Origin of the sequence: Kitasatospora sp. NPDC004745 (assembly GCF_042873275.1) — a bacterium.
Taxonomy (GTDB): Bacteria; Actinomycetota; Actinomycetes; order Streptomycetales; family Streptomycetaceae; genus Kitasatospora.
The window spans coordinates 1-15,139 of record NZ_JBIALK010000002.1 but is presented as its reverse complement, the minus strand read 5'-3'; the positions used below and the strand labels follow the sequence as shown (position 1 = coordinate 15,139).

Here is a 15,139-nt window from a genome sequence, read left to right as displayed (position 1 = left end):
CCACGCCCGCGGCGAGGAGCCGCGGCCGTGGCCGCCCGGAGTCGGAACCGGAGTCGAACCCGGAGCCGGAACCGGAACCGGATCAGAACCGGGCCCGGATCAGAACTGGGTGCTGACCGTCACCCCACTGAAGTCGGTGGCGGCGTACAGGCTCACGTAGCGGTAGCCCGCGGTCGGGTTGGTCACCGTGATGCTCTGCGCGGTGCCCGGGTTGGTCGAGGAGGCGGTGAAGGCGTTCGGCGAGGCCCAGGTGTCCGCGTTGTAGTACAGGTACGCGGTGCCGGTGCCGCCGGAGGTGGTGACCTTCAGCGTGCTGGTGCCGGCCGGCAGGTAGACGTACAGGTAGTCGAGGTTGCCGGCGGTGGCGGTGCGGCCGGCGCGCGAGCAGTTCTGGCCGAGCGCGTCGGTGCGCTGGTCGGTGCAGGCCGGCGGGGTGGTGGTGCCGGTCCCGGTGGTGACGGTGACGGAGGCCGGGGTGCTGGCGGTCCGGCCGGTGTCGTCGGTGACGGTCAGCGCGACGGTGTAGGTGCCCGCGGCGGCGTAGCCGTGCGACGGGTTCCGCTGGTCGGACGAGGTGCCGTCGCCGAAGGTCCAGTGCCAGCCGGTGATCCGGCCGGGGCCGGTCTGCACGGACCGGTCGGTCAGCGTGACGGTGGGTCCGCTGACGCTCTGGTCGAAGAGCGCGGTCGGGCCGGCCGCGTAGCAGGCGCCGCCGGCGCAGGCGTCGAGCCAGGCGTCGAAGTCGGCGTCGTAGCCGGTGCCGATCCCGTTGTAGACGGCGTAGCCGCCGGGGTAGTCGCCGGTGCGGAAGCGGCCGAGCATGGCCTGGACGTCCGCCGGGTGCTTCTCGACCATGTAGCGGACGGCGAGGTAGCCCCACGGGTAGGTGCGCACCGTGTCCGAGTTGTCGTAGGTGTTCTGGAAGACGGTGCTGAGCTTGTAGGTGTGCTTGGCGGCCTCGGCCATCGCCTGGGTGTCGGTGGTGCCGCGGTAGGCGTAGGACTCGTACTCGGCGACGCCCTCGATCCACCAGATGTCGGGCACGGAGATCTCCGTGGAGAAGTTGCCCTTCATGTCGTAGATGCCGTCGAGGTAGTGCGTGTACTCGTGGTTGAGGTTCCACACGTTGGCGGTGAAGCCGTCGTTCCACGACTTCTGGTACATCACGCACACGGCCCGGTTGTTCGGGTCGGTCGGGTCCATGACGGTCTGGCCGCCGTTGTTGGTGGAGTTGCCGAAGATCGCCCAGGAGTAGGTCAGGTAGTCGGCCTGGTTGGCGAAGACCGCGAGGGTGAGGTCCTTGCCGTACGGGTTGACCGGCCCGCCGTCCTTCACCAGGTTGTGGAAGAAGGTGTCCTCACCGCGCAGGCTGGCGCAGACGGCGGCCAGGTCGGCGGGCGACAGCGCCTCGGTCTGGATGGTGCGGTTGTCGCAGACCAGTTGGGCGGGCAGCACGGCCGCGGTGAGCTTCGCCGGCAGGTCACAGGTGCCGTAGTAGGAGCACTGGCCGGGGTCGAAGGCGTTGGCCTGGTAGGCGGTGTGGACGTACAGCGGGCCGGTGGGGCCGGTGATCCGGGAGGCGTCGAGCACCGCCTTGACCTGGCCCTTGACGGCGGCCTCGACGGCGGGGCCGTCGCCGGCCATCCGGCCGAGGTCGTTGCCGGCGTTGACGTCGAGGTAGGCGTTGGCGGTGCCCAGCAGGTCCTTGTGGTTGATCGCGAAGGAGCCCAGGGCGGTGCCGATGCTCGGGTCGGCGCTGACGGCCCGGACGAAGTCGGTGTTCCAGTTGCCCCGCCACAGTGGCGCGGACAGCACGGAGTTGACGGCCTTGAGCATCTTCGGGAAGGCGTTGTACGAGGCGTCGTAGCCGTTCAGCACCTGCTTGTAGACGCCCAGGTAGGAGCCCTGCAGGTTGGCGCTGTCGGTGAGGACCAGCACCTCGGCGAGCACCGCGCCGTTGTCGTCGGTGACGTCCGTCCAGTGCCGCCCCGCGAAGAAGGCGTCGAGTCCGGCCTTGCTGGCGGCGGTGAGCGCGGCGTCGTAGGGCCCGACCGCGCCCGCGTTGTTGGACTGCACGTAGTAGCCGGCCCGCAGGAAGAGCACGAGCTGGAGGATGCCGGCGGAGTTGTTCCCGGCGTAGGTCGCCGCCAGGCCCTGGTAGGCCTTGGCCACGGTGAGCATCTGCGGTTCCTTGAAGATCCGGCCCGCGTCGGCGCCGGTGACGTTGAACAGCGTGTTGACGCAGTCCGTGGTCGAGCTCTCGAGGAAGGAGACCAGGTCGGAGCCGCTGCGGCTGCCGAAGTCGGCCGGGGTGCAGGTCTGCGCGGCAGCGGCCGTTCCCGCGCCGGCGGCGGCCGCCTTCAACGCGCCGGCCTCCCCGCTCGCGTGGCGGGCGGCGGCCGCGGGTGCCTGCGGGCGGCCCGGGGCGGGCGCGGTCTGCACGGTGGTGCCGGCCGGCTGGCCCAGCACGGCCTGGCCGAGCAGCGCGGGCGGCAGCGGTGCGGCGGCGGGCGCCACGGCGGGCGCCACGGACTCGGCGGGGTCGGCCGTGAGGAAGGCGCCCAGCGGTTGGGGAACGGCGGTGGCGGCGCCGGTGGCGGCGCCGATGCCCGCCGCCGGTGCGGCGGTGGACGGCCGGGCCGAGGGCCCGGGCGCGGCGAGCGCGGGGACCGGCAGCAGGGTCGCGGCGGTGGCACAGCCGGCGACGACGCCGGCCATGAGCGTGGGCAGGGGTATGCGAAGGCGCACTCTGGGGTCCTTCTCCGTGGGGGCGGTGACTGGACTACTGCCGAGGCATGGGGGAAGTCGACGTGATCCTGCCATCGGGCGCCGCGTCAGAACAATGTCACAGGTCATATGACATGAGGCGCGTCCGGCATAACACCGCCCCACCAGGGGCGTTCGGGGGGACGCCGGAACGAGGACCCGCCGCCCGGACCGCCCGCGGAACCGACCCGCACGCCCCGCCGGGCCCGCGACGGCCTACGGCCGGACCGGCCGGTACGTCCGCGCCGCCCAGGCCTGGAAGGTCGGCGAACCGGAGATCAGGTCCCGGTAGGCCGCGGCCGCCGCACCGAACAGCGTCTCCACCACCTCCCCGCTCACCCCCGCGGCCCGCCAGGCCAGCAGGTGGCGGACCCAGATCGGGGTCCCCGCGAGCGGCTTCACCAGCACCTCCGCCAGCGGGCGGGTGGTCGCCTGGACGACGGAGATGCCGAGCCCGGCGGCGATCATCTCCTGCAGCTCCAGCCGACCGCCGAGGAACTCGTGCACGGTCACCGGGGTGAAGCCCGCCGCGGCGCAGGCGCCGTAGAAGACGGCGTGCCAGCCGGCCCCGTCGTCGGGGGTGAGGAACCAGTCCTCCTCGGCCAGGTCCACCAGCGCGATCTCGGTGCGGTGCCGCAGCCGGTGGCCGGCCGGGAGCACCACGAAGGCCGGCTCGGTGACGATGCCGCGGTGCGCGACGGCCGGCGAGTGCCGCAGCTCCCGGCCGGGGTAGTCGACGGCGACGGCGGCCTCGGCGTCGCCCTGCTCCAGCAGCTCGACGATGTCGGAGGAGCGGTAGACGGAGCTCAGCGTGAAGCGCTGCTCGGGCCGCTGGTGCCGGGCCCGGGTGACCAGCCCGGGCAGGATCGGCGAGATCGTCGCGGCCAGCCGCAGCTCCTGGCGGACCGGCCCGTCGGGGGCCGTCGGGCGGCGGCCCAGGCAGTCGGCGCGGGTGAGCAGGTCGCGCGCGGCGGCGACCACCTCGACGCCGAAGCAGGTCGGTGCCACGCCGGCGGCCGTGCGCTCGAACAGCGGGGCGCCCAGGTGGCGCTCGATCCGGCGCAGCTGCGTACTGGTGGCCGGCTGCGAGGCACCGAGCAGGACGGCGGCCCGGCCGACGCTCCCGGTGTCGGCGATGGCGCACAGCACGCGCAGGTGCCGCAGTTCCAGCTCCATGACCCTCCCCCTCGCGCCCCGGCGGACGGCAGTGCAACAGCACACATGACATGTCGGCCGCTCACCTTCGCCCCGCGCGAATCGCCACGTCAAGCCCCTGCCGTGGCCCGGACGGCCGCACCGGCAGTCGCCTTTACCCGCGCATTGCGTCCCCCTGACCGGCCCCTGACCGGCCCCGGGCGGGCCCCGGTCGGCCTCCGACCCGCCGCCGGCCGGCGCCCGCCCGGTCACGTCCCCCGGCACCCCGCCGACGGCGCGCCGTCACGGACCCCCGCCCCGACCCCGGCCCCCGCCCCGACCCCGGCCCCCGCACCGCCCGACGCCCCCCACCAGGACGAGTGAGACTTGAAGAGTCCTTCATCTTCCGGGACTCTGAACTCTCCTGAGCTTTCCGCGGAGCGGCACCGACCGGTGTGGAGGCCGGCAATGACAGCGATGTTCGACCAGGAGCTGCGCGAGCAGCTCGCCCAGGCCCGCCGGGACCTCGCGGCGGCCCGGGCCGAAGAGGACGCCGACGGCGTCGACGCTTACGAGGGCCGGATCGCCGGACTGCTCCGGCTCGCCGCCCAGCACGGGATCGACCTCCCGCACAGCGCCGACGAGGAGGAACGCAACGAACCCTGACGGCATCCCGCGCAGGGCACCCGACAAGGACGGAGGCGGCACCCGGAGGACCCCGGGCACCGCCTCGTCGTCATGTCGGACCGCGCCGACCGCGGGTCACTGCCCGGCCGGCTCCAGGATCGCGACGCACTCGAAGTGGTGCGTCATCGGGAACAGGTCGAAGGCCCGCAGGGACACCGGCCGGTAGCCGCCCTCGCGGAAGAACGCCAGGTCCCGGGCGAGCGCCGCGGGGTCGCAGGCGACGTACGCGATGCGGCGCGCCTCCAGGCCGACCAGGTGCGCGACGGTCTCCCGCCCGGCGCCGGAGCGCGGCGGGTCCAGGACGATCAGGTCGGTGGCGGTGATGCCGGTGCGCGGCAGCAGCGTCTCCACCCGGTCGCACTCGATCTGGACGTTGTCCAGCGCGGCCAGGTTGTGCCGGGCGTCGACCACGGCCTGCTTGGCGGACTCGATGCCGAGCACCGCGCCCTCCTCGCCGACCCGGTCGGCCAGCGCGCCCGCGAACAGGCCCACACCGCAGTACAGGTCGAGCGCGTTCTCGCCCCACTGCGGGTCCAGGCCGTCCAGGACGGCGTCGACCAGGGTGTCCGGCGCCTCGGGGTGGATCTGCCAGAAGCCGCCGTTGCTGACCCGCCAGGTCCGCCCGGCCGCCCGCTCGCGGACGAAGGAGCGCCCGTGCACGCGGTGCACGTCGCCCTGCTCGTCCACCCGGGCGATCGAGACCGGCTTGTCCAGCTCGACCAGCGGCAGCTGGGCGCCGGGGCGCGGGGTCAGCACGACCTGGCGGTCCGAGGAGCCGGTCGCGGCGAACACCTCGACCGAGGCGACGCCCGGCCAGTCCCGGCCCTCGACGCCCAGCTCGGTCACGCCCTCGGCGGCGATCAGGCAGCGGTCCACCGGCTGCACCTCGTGCGAGCGGTGCTTGCGCAGGCCGACCTTGCCGGTCTCCGCGTCCACCGCGTACTGCACCCGGGTGCGCCAGGCCGGCACCTGCCCGGCCGGGAGCTTGCCGCCGACCGGCTCGACGCTGCCGTCCCAGCCCGCCTCGGCCGGGGTGAGCCCGGCCAGCTTGGCCAGCTGCTCGGTGAGCACCTGGCCCTTGAGCTTGCGCTGCCCGCCGGGGGTGACGTGCTGCCAGTCGCAGCCGCCGCACTTGCCGGGCCCGGAGAACGGGCACGGCGGAGCGATCCGCTCCTTGGCGGGCTCCAGGACCTCGACGGCGTCGGCGCGCAGGAACCGGGACGTCGTGGTGCCCTCGGTGACCAGCGCGACCACCTTCTCGCCCGGCAGCGCGTGCCGGACGAACAGCACCCGGCCCTCGTGCCGGGCCACGCAGTGACCGCCGCCGTGCGCGACCGGGCCGACCTCGACCTCGTAGCGCTGCCCGACGAGCGGGTCACCGGACGGCGTCTCGGGCCGGGCCGCCCGGGCGGTGGTGCGCAGCGCCTTCGGCGGCCGCACGGCCTGCTTGCGCGGAGCCTTGCCCGACCCGCCCTTGCCGGCCGACCGGCCCGCCGCGTCCTTTCCCGCGGAGGCCTTGCCCGCAGAGGCCTTACCTGCAGCGTCCCTGCCCGCGGCCGTCCGGCCCCCGCCCTGCGGCGAGGCGCCCTTGCCGGCCGCCGGGGAGCCCTTGCCCGCCGCGGCCGGGGCCGCAGCGGAGCCGCCACGGCCCGTCGACGGCTCCTGCGTCCGCTCGCCCGGGGCGAGCGGCGCGGTGCGCGCGGTGTACCCGTCGCGGTCGGTGGCCTCCGGACGGGACGGCTTGCCCCAGCGCGGCCGGGCTGCCTGCCCGGGCTGGGTGCCGCCCCGACGGGCGCCCTTGCCGGAGCCGCCGGAGGAACGGGGCGGATTGTTGCGGGTCACTGGGAGGAGTCCTTGCTGCGGTCGGAGGGGGCCCCGGTGCTCGGACCGGTGGCGACGGAATCCTTCGACTGTACGGCCTTCGGCGCCCGCGGCTCGCCACGGCGGACGGCACCCGGCGCGGACCAGGCCTTCTGCGGCTTGCGCCGCTCGGAGGACTCCAGCTGCCACGGCACCGAGGTGACCATCACGCCGGGCTTGAACAGCAGGCGCCCCTTGAGCCGAAGCGCGCTCTGGTTGTGCAGCAGGTGCTCGTACCAGTGGCCGACGACGTACTCGGGGATGTAGACCGACACCACGTCGCGCGGGCTGCTGCGGCGCAGGTTCTTGACGTAGTCCAGGACCGGACCGGTGATCTCGCGGAACGGCGAGTCCAGCACCTTGAGCGGCACCTCGATGCCGCGCTCGTCCCACTCCCGGCGCAGCGCCGCGGTGTCCTCCGGGTCGACGTTGACCGAGACGGCCTCCAGGGTGTGCGCACGGGCGAGCCGGGCGTAGGCCAGGGCGCGCAGCGCCGGCTTGTGCAGCTTGGAGACCAGCACGATGGCGTGCACCCGGGTGGGCAGCACCACGTCGTCGGGCTCCTCCGCGGCGGTGAGCTCGTGGGAGACCCGGTCGTAGTGGCGGCGGATGCCCTTCATCATCACGAACAGGACGACCATCGCCGCGATCGCGATCCAGGCGTGGCTGATCTTGGTCACCAGGACGACGATGAGCACGGCCATGGTCATCACCAGGCCGAAGGTGTTGATCGCCCGGCTGCGCTGCATGTGGCGGCGCTTGGCCGGGTCGGTCTCGGTGCGCAGCAGCCTGGTCCAGTGCCGGATCATGCCGGACTGGCTCATGTTGAAGGACACGAAGACGCCGACGATGTACAGCTGGATCAGCCGGTTCGGTTCGGCGTTGAAGGCGATGACGAACAGGATCGCGGCGATCGCCAGCAGGATGATGCCGTTGGAGAAGGCCAGCCGGTCACCTCGGGTGTGCAGCTGGCGCGGCAGGTAGCGGTCCTGGGCGAGGATCGAGCCGAGCACCGGGAAGCCGTTGAAGGCCGTGTTGGCGGCGAGCACCAGGATCAGGCCGGTGACGGCGGCGACGAAGTAGAAGCCGGGCGTGAAGTTGTTGAAGACGGCTTCGCTGATCTGGGCGAGCGCGGTCTTCTGGTGGTAGTCGGCCGAGGAGCCGACGAGCTGCTCGGCCGGGTTCTCGGCCATCTGGACGCCGGTGAGGCGGGCCAGCCAGATGATGCCCATGAACATCACGACGGCGATGCTGGCCATCATCAGCAGCGTGGTGGCGGCGTTCTTGCTCTTCGGCTTGCGGAAGGCCGGGACGCCGTTGGAGATCGCCTCCACGCCGGTGAGCGCGGCACAGCCGGAGGAGAACGACTTGAGCAGCAGGAACACCATCGCGAAGCCGGCCAGCGAGTCGTTGCCCGGGGTCGCGGCGAGGTGGAAGCCGGAGCTCTCGGCGGGCATGTCCTGGCCCAGCACGAAGTGCCGGAAGACCCCGTAGCCGACCATGCCGATCACGCCGACCATGAAGGCGTAGGTCGGGACGGCGAAGGCGGAGCCGGACTCGCGCACACCGCGCAGGTTCATGCCCATCAGGATCACGACCACGACGACCGACAGGGTCAGCTCGTGGCCGCGCAGTGAGGGCACGGCGGAGACGACGTTGGCGACGCCCGAGGTGGTGGAAACGGCCACGGTGAGCACGTAGTCGACCATCAGGGCGCTCGCGACGACGAGGCCGGAGTTGGGCCCGTGGTTCACGGTGGCGACCTCGTAGTCGCCGCCGCCACTCGGATAGGCGTGGACGTTCTGCCGGTAGGAGGCGACCACGGCGAGCATCACGATGGCGACGACGAGGCCGATCTGCCACGAGAAGTGGATCGCCGAGGCGCCCGCCACGGACAGCGTGAGCAGGATTTCCTCGGGGGCGTACGCGACCGAGGAGAGCGCGTCCGAGGCGAAGACGGGCAGCGCGATCCGCTTGGGGAGAAGCGTTTCGCCCAGCTTGTCGCTGCGCAGGGCGCGCCCGATCAGGATGCGTTTCGGTAGGTCAGTCGGCATAGGCACGTTAAGGAATCGTAGGGGCTCCCGAGCAATGCTCCGCCGTTTGTCCCCCCCTTCGTCGCGACTGCGTACTACGGACCGGCTAGCGTGTCGGATACGAGCCGACGGGCAACACATGCGTTGCGGGGTCGGCGCCCCACGAGAACGCTCGTCCCGGGATGCCGGGCGGGAAAGGGAGATGAACGGTGTTTGCGCAGGTCAAGAACCCTACGGGACGGGTGAGGTAGCGCCGGTGCACATCGTCATCATGGGCTGCGGCCGCGTGGGCTCGGCCCTCGCGAGAGCTCTGGAGAAACAGGGCCACTCGGTGGCCGTCGTCGACCAGGACCCGACCGCGTTCCGTCGGCTGGGCGCCGGCTTCAACGGGCGCCGGGTGACCGGCGTCGGCTTCGACCAGGACACCCTGCGCGAGGCGGGCATCGAGGAGGCCGGCGCGTTCGCCGCGGTCTCCAGCGGCGACAACTCCAACATCATCGCGGCCCGGGTGGCCCGGGAGAACTTCGGCGTCGAGAACGTCGCGGCCCGGATCTACGACCCCCGCCGTGCCGAGGTCTACCAGCGGCTGGGCATCCCGACCGTGGCGACGGTCCGCTGGACCGCCGACCAGATGCTGCGCCGGCTGCTGCCGAGCGGCTCCGAGCCGCTGTGGCAGGACCCGAGCGGTGGCGTCCAGCTGGCCGAGGTCGCGTACGACCCGGCGTGGGTGGGCCGGCGCATCGGCCTCATGGAGGAGGCCTCCGGCGCCCGGGTGGCGTTCGTCACCCGGCTCGGCGAGGGCGTGCTGCCCACGCCCCAGATGGTGGTGCAGGAAGGCGACCTGGTGCACGTGATGCTGCGCCGGGGCGACCTGACGGCGGTCGAGGCCGCGTTCGCGCAGGGGCCGAAGGAGGAGGGTCACTGATGCGGGTCGCCATTGCCGGGGCCGGTGCCGTGGGCCGCTCGATCGCGGGCGAGCTGCTGGAGAACGGCCACGAGGTCCTGCTGATAGACAAGAACCCCAACTCCATCTCGGTGGAGCGGGTGCCGATGGCCGAGTGGCTGCTGGCCGACGCCTGCGAGATCACCTCGCTGGACGAGGCCGCCCTGCAGCGCTGCCACGTGGTGATCGCCGCGACCGGCGACGACAAGGTGAACCTGGTCGTCTCGCTGCTCGCCAAGACCGAGTACGCGGTGCCGCGGGTCGTCGCCCGGGTGAACAACCCGAAGAACGAGTGGCTCTTCAACGAGTCCTGGGGCGTGGACGTCGCCGTGTCCACCCCGCGCCTGATGTCCGCCCTGGTCGAGGAGGCGGTCAGCGTCGGCGACCTGGTCCGCCTGATGCGCTTCAGCCAGGGCAACGCCAACCTGGTCGAGCTGACCCTGGCGGCCGACACCGAGCTGGTCGGCACCCGGGTGGGCGACGTGGCCTGGCCGCAGGACACCGCCCTGGTGACGATCATCCGCGAGGGCCGGGTGCTGGTGCCGGGCAAGGACGACACCCTGGAGGGCGGCGACGAGCTGCTCTTCGTGGCCGCGCAGGAGCGCGAGGAGGAGCTCGAGGACCTGCTCTCGGCGACCTCCGGCGCCCAGTAGGGCCACCACGACGAGGGCGAGGGCCCGCACCCCGGTGGGTGCGGGCCCTCGCCCTCGGTCCGTCCGTCGCCGGCTAGCCGGCCGGCTCCTCCTCGTCGTCCAGCTGCGCCTTGATCGGCGGCGGCGCCTTCAGCAGGATCTGCCAGGTGACGTACATCGCCAGCAGCATCGGCGGGATGCCGAGGGCGACCTTCAGCCAGCCGAGCAGGTTGACGTTGTGGGTGAAGTACAGCGGGAACAGGACCACCGGCTTGAGTCCCATGATCACCACCCAGGCCCAGGTCGCCTTGGTGTAGGCGGCGAAGCGGCCCGGGTTCTCCTTGCGCCAGGTGAACATCTCGCCGGTGACCGGGCCGAGCATCACGCCGATCATCGGCCAGCGCACCAGGGCGGAGACCGCCAGGGCGATGCAGTAGGCGACGTTCCACAGCAGGCCGGGCAGGTAGAAGTCCTCGGCGCGGCCGCTCTTCATCGCGATCCAGGCGCCCAGGGCGACGCCGAACACCCCGCTGAAGGCGTGCTGGACGGTCTCCCGCCGGGCCAGCCTGGTCACCACGAACACCGCGCACAGGGCCAGCGCCGCCCAGGCGGCGGAGCTGACCTGGTGGGTGATGTTGTACGTGACGATGAAGACCAGGCCGGGCAGCGTCATGTCGATCATGCCGCGCACGCCGCCGAAGGCCTGCAGGACGGTGTCGGCGGCCTCCTTGGAGGCGGCGGCCTTGCGGGCCGCCTCCTCGGCCTCGCTGAGCACGACGGCCTCGCGGACGGCCGCACCCGCCTCGTCCACGCCGTGCGGCGCGGTCGACGCGTGGTGGGCGGCGGCCAGGTCGAGCTGGGCGGCGGACTCGCCGCCGGGCTGGTTGCTCACGCTCATTCGCTCCCGTGTCCGACCGGACGCAGCTCGTAGCGGGGGTTGAACAGCACGCGGCGCCCGCGTGCGTGACTGATCCGGCCACTGGCGACCAGCCGGCGGCCCGGCTCTATGCCCGCGATCGAGCGGCGGCCGAGCCAGACCACGTCCAGCGCCTCGGTGCCGTCGAAGAGTTCGGCCTCCAGGGCCGGCACCCCCGCCCGCGGGCGCAGGGTCACCGTGCGCAGCGTGCCCGCCACGGTGACCAGCTCGCGGTCCGAGCACCCGGCGATCGGCGTGCAGCCCGATTCCGCCGCGCTCTCCTGGCGCAGCTCCTCGGCCTGCAGCTCCTCGGCCGAGGAGGTCAGCCGGCTGAGCATGCGGCGGAAACGCCCCTGCGGCTGGTCGCTGCTGTTGTCACCACTCATGTCGGAAGGGTACCGGTTTCCGTGCCCCCGGCGGCAGGCCGTGCGGCCGCCGGGGGAGCCCGTGGTCAGCCCTCGAACCGGTACCCCATGCCCGGTTCGGTGATGAAGTGGCGCGGGTGGGAGGGGTCGCGCTCCAGCTTCCGGCGCAGCTGCGCGAGGTAGACCCGCAGGTAGTTGGTCTCCGTGCGGTAGGCCGGGCCCCACACCTCCTGCAGCAGCTGGGTCTGGCTGACCAGCCGGCCGGCGTTGCGGACCAGCACCTCCAGCAGGTGCCACTCGGTCGGAGTGAGGCGGACGTCGGTGCCGTCCCGGTTGACCTTCTTCGCCGCGAGGTCGACGGTGAAGCTCTCGGTGACCACCAGGGAGTCGTCCTCGCCGGCGACCGGCTCGGCCCGGCGCACCGCGGCGCGCATCCGGGCCAGCAGCTCGTCCATGCCGAACGGCTTGGTGACGTAGTCGTCGGCGCCGGCGTCCAGGGCCTCGACCTTCTCGTCCGAGGCGTGCCGGGCCGACAGCACGATGATCGGCACCCTGGTCCAGCCGCGCAGACCGCGGATCACCTCGACGCCGTCCATGTCGGGCAGGCCGAGGTCGAGCACGACGACGTCCGGATGGCGCGCCGCGGCCAGCTCCAGGGCGCTCGCGCCGTCATGGGCCGCGTCGACCTCGTACTTGCGGGCCTTGAGGTTGATCACCAGCGCGCGGACGATCTGCGGTTCGTCGTCCACGACGAGGACCCGGGTCATGTGCGGGCTCCGCCTTTCGGGGCTGTCGGACTTGGGACTGGGGTACTGGGGTACTGCGCTACGGAGGTTCCGGGGGGCACCGGAACGCAGGGGCCGCGGGGTGCGGCGCCGGCGGTCACGTGATCAGCCGCGAGAGCGGATCCCGGCCGTCGCCGACCGCCTCCGCCGGATCCGGCGGGCGCTCGGCGGCGGGCAGGCTGACGACCATGGTCAGGCCGCCGCCCGGGGTGTCCTCGGCGGTGACGGTGCCGTCCATCGCCTCGACGAAGCCGCGCGCCACCGCCAGCCCGAGGCCCACCCCGGCGCCGCGCGGCGCGTCCCCGTAGCGCTGGAACGGCGCGAAGATCCGCTCCTTGGCGTCCTCGGGCACGCCAGGGCCGCGGTCGACGATCCGCAGCTCGACCCGGCCCGGCCCGCCCGGCTGCTGCAGGGCGTCGGCCTTGACCAGGACCTTCACACCGTCCGGGCTGTACTTGACGGCGTTCTCGACCAGGTTCGCCAGCGAGCGCTCCAGCAGGCCGCCGTCGGCCCGGATCATCGGCAGCGTCTCGGGCACGTCCAGGCGCACGGCCTCCGGCGGCACCCCGCCGAGCGCGAACGGCACCACCTCGTCCAGGTCGGTCTCCTGGATCAGCGGGGTGACGGTACCGGTCTGCAGTCGGCTCATGTCCAGCAGGTTGTTGATCAGGTGGTCGAGCCGGTCGGCCCCGGCCTCGATGCCGGCCAACAGCTCCGCCTCGTCCTCCGGGTCCCACTCCACGTCGGCCGAACGCAGCGAGCTGACGGAGGCCTTGATGCCGGCCAGCGGGGTGCGCAGATCGTGCGAGACGGCGGCCAGCAGGGCGGTGCGGATCCGGTTGCCCTCCGCCTCCCGGCGCGCGGCGACGGCCTCCCTCGCCAGCCGGCGACGCTCCAGCACCACGGCGGCCTGCGCCGCGAAGGCGCCCAGCAGGCGCCGGTCCGCCCCCGGCAGCACCCGGCCGCGCAGCACCAGTGCCAGGCTGTCCCCGACGGGGACGTCCACGTCGGCCTCCTCCGGCCGCTCCGGCGGCCGCGGGCCCGCGGCCGCCACCGTCGCCCAGGGGGCGAGCGGCTCCGGGCGCTCCAGCAGCGCCGCGCTCTCCTGCCCGAAGGTCTCCCGCACCTGCTCCATCAGGGCGGTCAGCACGCCGTCCCCGTTCGGCGCACCGCGCAGCACCGTCCCGGCCAGGGCGCTGAGCGTCTGTGCCTCCGTCTGGCTGCGGGCCGCCTGGTGGGTGCGCCGGGCCGCCAGGTCCACCACCGAGGCGACCGAGATGCCGACCACCGTGAATATCGCCACCGCCATGATGTTCTGCGGCTCGTTGATCGTGAAGGTGTGCAGCGGCGGCGTGAAGTAGTAGTTCAGCACCGACGAGCCGACCAGTGCCGAGGCGATCGCCGGCAGCAGCCCGCCGACCAGCGCCGCGCACACCGTCAGGGCCAGGAACAGCAGCATGTCGGTGGAGAGGCCCAGCCCGCCGACGGCGTTCAGCACCAGGGCCAGCACCGGCGGGCCGGCGAGCCCGATCAGCCAGCCCGCGATCGTCCGGGACCGCCCCAGGTCGGTGATCCGGCGCACCGGCACCCGGCCGCGCCCGTGCCCGGCGTGCTCGTGGGTGACCATGTGGACGTCGATGTCGCCGGCCTCCCGGGTCACCGTGGTGCCCACGCCCGGCCCGTAGAGGTACTGCCAGGCCGGCCGGCGGCTGGTGCCCAGCACGATCTGGGTCGCGTTCACCCCCCGGGCGAAGTCCAGCAGCCCGCCGGCCGGATCGTCGCCCAGCACCGCGTGGAACGTCCCGCCGAGGCTCTCCACCAGCGCCCGCTGCTCGATCAGCGCCTGCGGAGACCCGGACCCGGAGAGCCCGTCCGAACGTGAGATGTGGACCGCGAGCAGCTCGCCCCCGGAGACCCTCGCCGCGATCCGGGCAGCGCGGCGGATCAGCGTCGCACCCTCCGGACCGCCGGTCAGGCCGACCACGATCCGCTCCCGCGCCTGCCAGGTCCCCTCGATGCCCTGCTCGGCCCGGTACTTCTGCAGGTACTCGTCCACCCGGTCGGCCGTCCACAGCAGCGCCAGTTCGCGCAGCGCGGTCAGGTTCCCGGGACGGAAGTAGTTCGCCAGGGCGGCGTCGATCTTCTCCGGCGCGTACACGTTGCCGTGCGCCAGCCGGCGCCGCAGCGCCTGCGGGGACATGTCGACCAGCTCGATCTGGTCGGCCCGGCGGACCACCTCGTCCGGCACGGTCTCCCGCTGGCGCACCCCGGTGATGCCCTCGACGGCGTCGCCCAGCGACTCCAGGTGCTGGATGTTGACGGTGGAGATCACGTCGATGCCGGCCGCCAGCAGCTCCTCCACGTCCTGCCAGCGCTTCGCGTGGCGGCAGCCGGGGACGTTGGTGTGCGGCAGCTCGTCCACCAGCGCCACCTGCGGACGGCGGGCCAGCACGGCGTCCACGTCCATCTCCGTGAACACGGCCCCGCGGTGCGCCACCTGCCGCCGCGGCACGACCTCCAGCCCGTCCACGAGCTCCGCGGTCCGCAGCCTGCCGTGGTCCTCCACGAAGGCGACCACGACGTCCGTGCCACGCTGCCGGCGCCGGTGCGCCTCGGCGAGCATGGCGTACGTCTTGCCGACCCCGGGGGCAGCCCCGAGGTAGATGCGCAGCCTGCCTCGTCCCATGAGCACCATTCTTGATCCGGACTTGCCCGGCAGCCACCCCCGGACACCTGTTCCCCTCCCTGCGAGACTACGGCGTGAGCGGCGGATTTCCGCTGATCCGTGCACTGATCACACGGTTTTAGCGGCATATTGACGGCGCCCCGCCCCTCGCCGGGGAGCGGGCGCAGGTGCCTGGAAGACGTCCCGGAAACGCGAAGAACCCCCGCCGGGATATCCGGCGGGGGTTCTTCGTGAATGATTGTTCGGCGGCGTCCTACTCTCCCACAGGGTCCCCCCTGCAGTACCATCGGCGCTGTGAGGCTTAGCTTCCGGGTTCGGAATGTAACCGGGCG

11 protein-coding genes and 1 rRNA gene are annotated in these 15,139 nt (G+C 72.9%); 3 read left to right on the top strand and 9 right to left on the bottom strand.

Features of this window, described 5'->3' with window-relative positions; all coding sequences use genetic code 11:
• Positions 1-99: 99 nt before the first annotated feature.
• Both ACFYUY_RS03515 and ACFYUY_RS03510 read right to left on the bottom strand, forming a co-directional pair.
• Positions 100-2,748, bottom strand: a complete 2,649-nt coding sequence (locus ACFYUY_RS03515; protein ID WP_387897541.1) for a collagenase — start codon at positions 2,746-2,748, stop codon at positions 100-102.
• 234 nt (positions 2,749-2,982) lie between these two features.
• Entirely contained in the window at positions 2,983-3,942 is a 960-nt protein-coding gene (locus tag ACFYUY_RS03510; RefSeq protein ID WP_360211649.1) for a LysR family transcriptional regulator, read from the bottom strand.
• A 426-nt stretch (positions 3,943-4,368) separates the two neighbouring features.
• On the opposite strand from ACFYUY_RS03510, the gene ACFYUY_RS03505 reads away from it, so the two are divergent.
• Positions 4,369-4,566: a hypothetical protein gene (locus ACFYUY_RS03505; protein WP_360211651.1), complete on the top strand. Its 198-nt coding sequence runs from the start codon at positions 4,369-4,371 to the stop codon at positions 4,564-4,566.
• A 96-nt stretch (positions 4,567-4,662) separates the two neighbouring features.
• On the opposite strand, the gene ACFYUY_RS03500 is transcribed toward ACFYUY_RS03505, so the two are convergent.
• Both ACFYUY_RS03500 and ACFYUY_RS03495 read right to left on the bottom strand, forming a co-directional pair.
• Positions 4,663-6,009 (bottom strand): class I SAM-dependent RNA methyltransferase, encoded by a 1,347-nt coding sequence (locus ACFYUY_RS03500; RefSeq protein ID WP_387898637.1) that lies wholly within the window; start codon positions 6,007-6,009, stop codon positions 4,663-4,665.
• A 416-nt stretch (positions 6,010-6,425) separates the two neighbouring features.
• Entirely contained in the window at positions 6,426-8,501 is a 2,076-nt protein-coding gene (locus ACFYUY_RS03495) for an APC family permease (protein ID WP_387897538.1), read from the bottom strand.
• A 235-nt stretch (positions 8,502-8,736) separates the two neighbouring features.
• Here ACFYUY_RS03495 and ACFYUY_RS03490 point away from each other — a divergent pair, with 235 nt between their 5' ends.
• Positions 8,737-9,405, top strand: a complete 669-nt coding sequence (locus tag ACFYUY_RS03490) for a TrkA family potassium uptake protein (protein WP_360211655.1) — start codon at positions 8,737-8,739, stop codon at positions 9,403-9,405.
• Complete coding sequence (locus ACFYUY_RS03485; protein WP_218206906.1) at positions 9,405-10,076, top strand: TrkA family potassium uptake protein; 672 nt, start codon at positions 9,405-9,407, stop codon at positions 10,074-10,076. Before ACFYUY_RS03490 ends, ACFYUY_RS03485 begins: the two co-directional genes overlap by 1 nt.
• A 73-nt stretch (positions 10,077-10,149) precedes the next feature.
• On the opposite strand, the gene ACFYUY_RS03480 is transcribed toward ACFYUY_RS03485, so the two are convergent.
• From ACFYUY_RS03480 to rrf, 5 genes are all read right to left on the bottom strand, one after another.
• On the bottom strand, positions 10,150-10,947 hold the full coding sequence (locus tag ACFYUY_RS03480) for a DUF3159 domain-containing protein (protein ID WP_387897534.1): 798 nt from the start codon (positions 10,945-10,947) through the stop codon (positions 10,150-10,152).
• A 2-nt stretch (positions 10,948-10,949) separates the two neighbouring features.
• Positions 10,950-11,357, bottom strand: a complete 408-nt coding sequence (locus tag ACFYUY_RS03475; RefSeq protein ID WP_360211659.1) for an OB-fold nucleic acid binding domain-containing protein — start codon at positions 11,355-11,357, stop codon at positions 10,950-10,952.
• Between the two features lie 65 nt (positions 11,358-11,422).
• A complete protein-coding gene (locus ACFYUY_RS03470) occupies positions 11,423-12,103 on the bottom strand; it encodes a response regulator (RefSeq protein ID WP_350749961.1) in 681 nt (226 codons plus the stop codon).
• Between the two features lie 115 nt (positions 12,104-12,218).
• Positions 12,219-14,807 (bottom strand): sensor histidine kinase KdpD, encoded by a 2,589-nt coding sequence (locus ACFYUY_RS03465; RefSeq protein ID WP_360211661.1) that lies wholly within the window; start codon positions 14,805-14,807, stop codon positions 12,219-12,221.
• 240 nt (positions 14,808-15,047) lie between these two features.
• Positions 15,048-15,139: ribosomal RNA gene (gene rrf / locus ACFYUY_RS03460) — 5S ribosomal RNA — on the bottom strand; the annotation flags it as partial.

Coding starts and splice junctions, on each gene's coding strand:
- ACFYUY_RS03510 (WP_360211649.1), bottom strand. CDS start 3,942: ATGGAGCTGGAACTGCGGCACCTGCGCGTGCTGTGCGCCATCGCCGAC.
- ACFYUY_RS03505 (WP_360211651.1), top strand. CDS start 4,369: ATGACAGCGATGTTCGACCAGGAGCTGCGCGAGCAGCTCGCCCAGGCC.
- ACFYUY_RS03495 (WP_387897538.1), bottom strand. CDS start 8,501: ATGCCGACTGACCTACCGAAACGCATCCTGATCGGGCGCGCCCTGCGC.
- ACFYUY_RS03485 (WP_218206906.1), top strand. CDS start 9,405: ATGCGGGTCGCCATTGCCGGGGCCGGTGCCGTGGGCCGCTCGATCGCG.
- ACFYUY_RS03475 (WP_360211659.1), bottom strand. CDS start 11,357: ATGAGTGGTGACAACAGCAGCGACCAGCCGCAGGGGCGTTTCCGCCGC.
- ACFYUY_RS03470 (WP_350749961.1), bottom strand. CDS start 12,103: ATGACCCGGGTCCTCGTCGTGGACGACGAACCGCAGATCGTCCGCGCG.
- ACFYUY_RS03465 (WP_360211661.1), bottom strand. CDS start 14,807: ATGGGACGAGGCAGGCTGCGCATCTACCTCGGGGCTGCCCCCGGGGTC.